Genomic DNA, 4081 nt, shown 5'->3' with positions numbered 1-4081 from the left:
TCTCGAACGGGCGCGGCCGGGCGGGGGTGGCCGGACGCCGGCCCGGACCCGGCAGGCGTCCGCGCGCCCGTTCGAGAAGCCGCAGCCCCGAGTCCGGCCTGCGTCCACGTGCGCGTTCGAGCAGATCCCGCCCCGACCCCACGAGCGTCCGCGTGAGCCCGAGACGCGGTGAGGTCCCCGAACCCGCCCTCGGCGCACCGGCCAGCACATGGTGATGAGGTGTCCTGTCTGCGCGGTCACCGGTCCTCGGTGCTGGGCTGTGAGTGACGGCCGGAGCCGGGACGCTGCCCACCGCGTGACAGAGGGCCGGATGAACCGCCGGCCCGACGGTGCGTGCTCGCTCCGGTGCGCCTACCGACTCACCGCGTCTCGTGTCAGCTCTGCAGCTCGACCCCCCAGTTCGTCCTCTGGACGTCGGCGTCGAGCCCGCGCAGCTCGCGCGCCACGGCGTCGGCCTGCTCGCGCAGCTCCCGCACCGGCAGCGCGGGGAGGCGGCGCAGCTCGCTCCGGAGCTGGCGGTAGCCGCGCTCGCCGGCGGCCGCGTCGGCCGCGCGGGTCAGGAGGCTGTGCCGGGCGCGCAGGGCCTCGCGCCGGGCGAGCGCCGCGGTCAGCACCTCGCCGGTGGGAGTGGTCGCCGTCGCGTTGGTGAGGTTGATCGCCGTGACCAGCCGCTCGAGCTCGCCCAGTGCGCGCGTGCAGTCGGCGAGCAGCTCGGCCGGGTCCTCGGTCGGCTCCTCCCCCTCCTGGTAGGAGGCGTTCGCGACGATCCGCGACTGGAGAGCCTCGATCCGCTTCTGCAGGTCGGCCCGCTCGAGGAGTGCTTCGGCGAGAGTCATGCGACCAGGCAAGCACACATCGGCGCGACCCGCGCCCCTAGGCTGCGACCGTGCCGCTGCAGAACCATCCCGGAGACGTCGAGTTCCCCGTCCGACCCCGGCTGCGCTACGCGCGGGCGGCCGATGCGCACCGTCGCGGTCAGGGCGCCGGACGCCGCGCCCTCCTGGTGACCGCCTTCGCGGCTCCGGTGGGCCTGGTCGGCTTCGCGTGGGGGCTCGCGCTCGGCGGCGGCGAGAGCGTCGTCGCGTTCACGGCGTTCGCGTTCGCTCTGGCCTTCGGGCTGCTCGCCGCCACGGTCGGCTTCCAGCAGTGGGATGCGCGCGCGCCGCGCCGCGAGCAGCTCGCGTACCTCGGCGCGGCCGGCTCGCCGACCCCGTCCCTCCGCCAGCAGCAGCTGCTCGCGCTCGACGCGGTCAGCGACTTCTCGTTCGCCGGCTGGAACTCCTCCCTCGCGTTCCAGCCCTCCTGGGCCGAGCTCCCGGAGGAGCTGCGGCGCCGCTACGCCGACGGAGCGAAGGGAGCGCCGTGGCAGCAGCTGCCGCTGCATCCGCTCGTCGAGCACCGGGTCGCGCTCGACCGCGACTTCCGCATCGCCTCGGCCGACGACGTGGAGCTGCTGGTCGCCGACGTGCTCACCCGCGGGCCGCTCTCGACCCGCTTCGCCGAGGTCTCGGCCTCCGCCGACGCCGAGCGGATGCGCTCCCGGGTCGCCGCGCTCACGGGCGGCAGCGAGTTCCACCTCCTCGAGCTCGCTCAGGCGGTCGACGGGCGTCCGCCGCTGCTCCTGCTCGCGGGCGACGCCGAGCGCACGATCGGCGCGATCCGCTACGCCTACGTCGCCGGCTACCTCCCGGCGGCGCGCGCCTGGGAGCTGCTGGCCGCGGTCGGCGACCGCGTCTTCGAGCGCTACTCCGGCTGGGACGCCTACTGGGCCGACGCGGCCCTCGCGATCGCCTTCCGCACCGACTCCCTCGGCGCGGTGCAGCACCACCATCGGCTGCGCGCGGAGCTCGCGGCGTCGGGGTGGCCGGCGGCGGCGGTGCCGTACCCGGGCTGAGCGCGGGGCGGCGACGGTGCCGCCGAGCCGGAGCGTCCGGACCGGGGGCGTGCGCCCGCGCGGTGACCTCCGCCGCCCACGGGGCCGTCGACGCGGAGAGCGCTGCGGCCCCGGGGTCAGCCCAGCTTCGAGGCGGGCACCGCCTCGAGGTGGAGCAGGTCGCGGCGCAGGCGCTGCGAGCGGACGTAGCTGCTCAGCACGTGCTCGGGCGAGGGCGGAGAGTCGCTCCCGCTGAGGAGGGCGCGCGCGGTCGTGAGGCGTGCGCGGCGGATCTCGTCGAACACCGTGGTGCCGTTCCGCGCGAAGGTGCGCTGCAGCGTCCGCTTCGGGACGCCGAGGCGCTCGCAGATCTCCTGGACCGAGAGGCGGGGGTCGGTGGACATCGCGGCGATCAGGGCGAGGGCGCGCGTGTAGACGTCCTCGCTGCTCTCGCGCGGCAGCGAGGTCGCCAGCACAGCGCCCGCCAGCTGCTCGACGGCGGCCCGCACCAGGGGGAAGGCGGGGGAGTCGGCGTCGAGGGTGGAGCCGAAGGTCGCGTTGACGGTCGAGAGCAGGATGCCGCGGCTGGCCGCGTCGGCCTCGGTGACGACGGCTCCGCGGTCGGCCGAGTCGACCAGGCCCAGCAGCGGGCGGTCGAGGGCGATCTCGGTGCGGGCGCTCGGGGTGTCGGTCACGATCGTGAACGGGGAGTCGCAGTGGAGGAAGGCGATGTCGCCCGGCGCGACGCGGACCTCGAGCGCCGCCGGATCGTCCGGCTGGATCACGATCGCGCCCTCGAGCGGGATGATCAGGCGGACGCCCGGTCCGATGGCGGAGGTGCGGTGCAGGCGGGCCGGCGAGTGCCAGATCCGGAGCACGTCGACGCCGTCGCTGCAGAGGGTGTCGGCCACGATGCGGAACGCGCCGTTCGCGCGGACGTCGACGCCGCTCTGCGCCAGCCACGCGGCCGCCGCGGTGTCCCGGCGGGACACCCCGCGATCGACGATCGGTCGGCTGCCTTCTGCGATTCCCCTCACGGCGGAGTCCTTTCCTCTGGCGCGTCCTCCGTACGACGCGATCTCTCTACCCTGGCCGATCCGGCCCGGTGGTGAGAAGTCTTCATGCGATCGCATCGTCGCTCACCTCCACCGCAAGGTGTCGGATCCCGCCATCGGGGGACGGAACCGCACCTCCGGGGTGCGCCTCGGATCGACGTGGACCTCGAGCGCGGCGACGTCGGTGAAGGGCCGGTCGTCGCTCGTGCGGCCCCGCAGCACGATGGAGTGGCGGAGCGTCCGCGGTGCCCGCAGGGGCGCGATCGTGTAGTGCGCGACGGCCACGAATCCCGCTCCCGGGGCGACCCGCTCGGGCCGGCCGACGACGGTGACCGGGGCCTCGTCGTAGTCGAGCTCGACGCCCGAGCCGTCGGTGAAGGAGCCGCAGAACAGGGCGAGGTCGTGCAGGGCGGCGGTGCCGGAGTTGTGGAACTGCATCCAGAAGGTGATCACGGCGACGGAGCCGCGGGCGGGCGCGAGCCGCACCGCGCTGCCGTCGAGGACGAGGTGCGGAGGCGCATCGAGCGTCGGAGCTCCGAGCATCAGCCGCGCCGCCTGACGCCCGCCGCCGGTGCGGCCACCGGTTCCGCTGCGCGTCCCGCCAGCTGCAGGAGGCCGCACGCGGCGACCACTCCGACGAGGGCGGCCGCCCAGCTCAGGTCCTGCTGGTCGAACTCCCGGAGGTGCGCCGGGACGCCCGTGAATCCGAGGATCCCCTGGGCCGCGGCGACGGTGGCGAAGGCGAGCAGCGCGGCCGTGGCGGCGACCGCGGCCGGGGCGGGCGGGTCGCCCTCTGAGTCCTGGGCGAAGCGGCGGACGGCGTGCGCGAGGGCGAGTGCGCAGAGGGCTGCGGCGACGAGGGCGGCCGCGGTGTAGGCCGGGCCGGCGGCCAGCAGGAGGAGGGCGCCGACGACGACCCGCAGGCAGGCCGGGAGGACGCCGGGAGCGCTGCATCCGCGCGCGCCCGGGCCTCCGCCGAGGGCCGCGGCGCGGGCGCGGGACTCCTCGAGGCGCCTCCGGACGCCATGAGGACCAGCGGCGCGGAGCAGGGCGGTCGCGCCCGAGGCGAGCAGCGCGACGCCGACGAGCAGGGGGAAGACGAGGGCGGCGGCGGGCAGGGCGCCCACGACGAGGAGCGCGGCCGCCGCGGCGA

The 4081-nt window shown here is 75.9% G+C and carries 4 protein-coding genes and 1 pseudogene; 1 reads left to right on the top strand and 4 read right to left on the bottom strand.

All coding sequences use genetic code 11. The features are described from left to right. Window positions 1-374: 374 nt before the first annotated feature. Window positions 375-836 (bottom strand): DIP1984 family protein, encoded by a 462-nt coding sequence (locus tag C5C49_RS16595; RefSeq protein WP_104224023.1) that lies wholly within the window; start codon window positions 834-836, stop codon window positions 375-377. Between the two features lie 50 nt (window positions 837-886). On the opposite strand from C5C49_RS16595, the gene C5C49_RS16590 reads away from it, so the two are divergent. After that, complete coding sequence (locus C5C49_RS16590) at window positions 887-1894, top strand: DUF1266 domain-containing protein (RefSeq protein WP_104256550.1); 1008 nt, start codon at window positions 887-889, stop codon at window positions 1892-1894. A gap of 116 nt (window positions 1895-2010) precedes the next feature. On the opposite strand, the gene C5C49_RS16585 is transcribed toward C5C49_RS16590, so the two are convergent. The 3 genes and pseudogenes from C5C49_RS16585 to C5C49_RS17160 all read right to left on the bottom strand — a co-directional run. Next, window positions 2011-2865 carry a helix-turn-helix domain-containing protein gene (locus C5C49_RS16585; RefSeq protein ID WP_181135800.1) on the bottom strand — a complete coding sequence of 285 codons (855 nt, stop codon included), beginning with the start codon at window positions 2863-2865 and terminating at the stop codon, window positions 2011-2013. 147 nt (window positions 2866-3012) lie between these two features. Next, window positions 3013-3471, bottom strand: coding sequence for a hypothetical protein (locus C5C49_RS16580; protein WP_104282897.1), 459 nt, complete (start codon window positions 3469-3471; stop codon window positions 3013-3015). Then, window positions 3471-4081, bottom strand: a pseudogene (locus C5C49_RS17160) (hypothetical protein); the annotation flags it as partial. The gene C5C49_RS16580 and the pseudogene C5C49_RS17160, both read right to left, overlap by 1 nt.

Origin of the sequence: Rathayibacter sp. AY1E2, from assembly GCF_002932325.1 — a bacterium.
Classification (GTDB): Bacteria; Actinomycetota; Actinomycetes; order Actinomycetales; family Microbacteriaceae; genus Rathayibacter.
The sequence above is the reverse complement of the archived record's forward strand: the minus strand, read 5'-3'. Positions and strand labels throughout refer to the sequence as shown.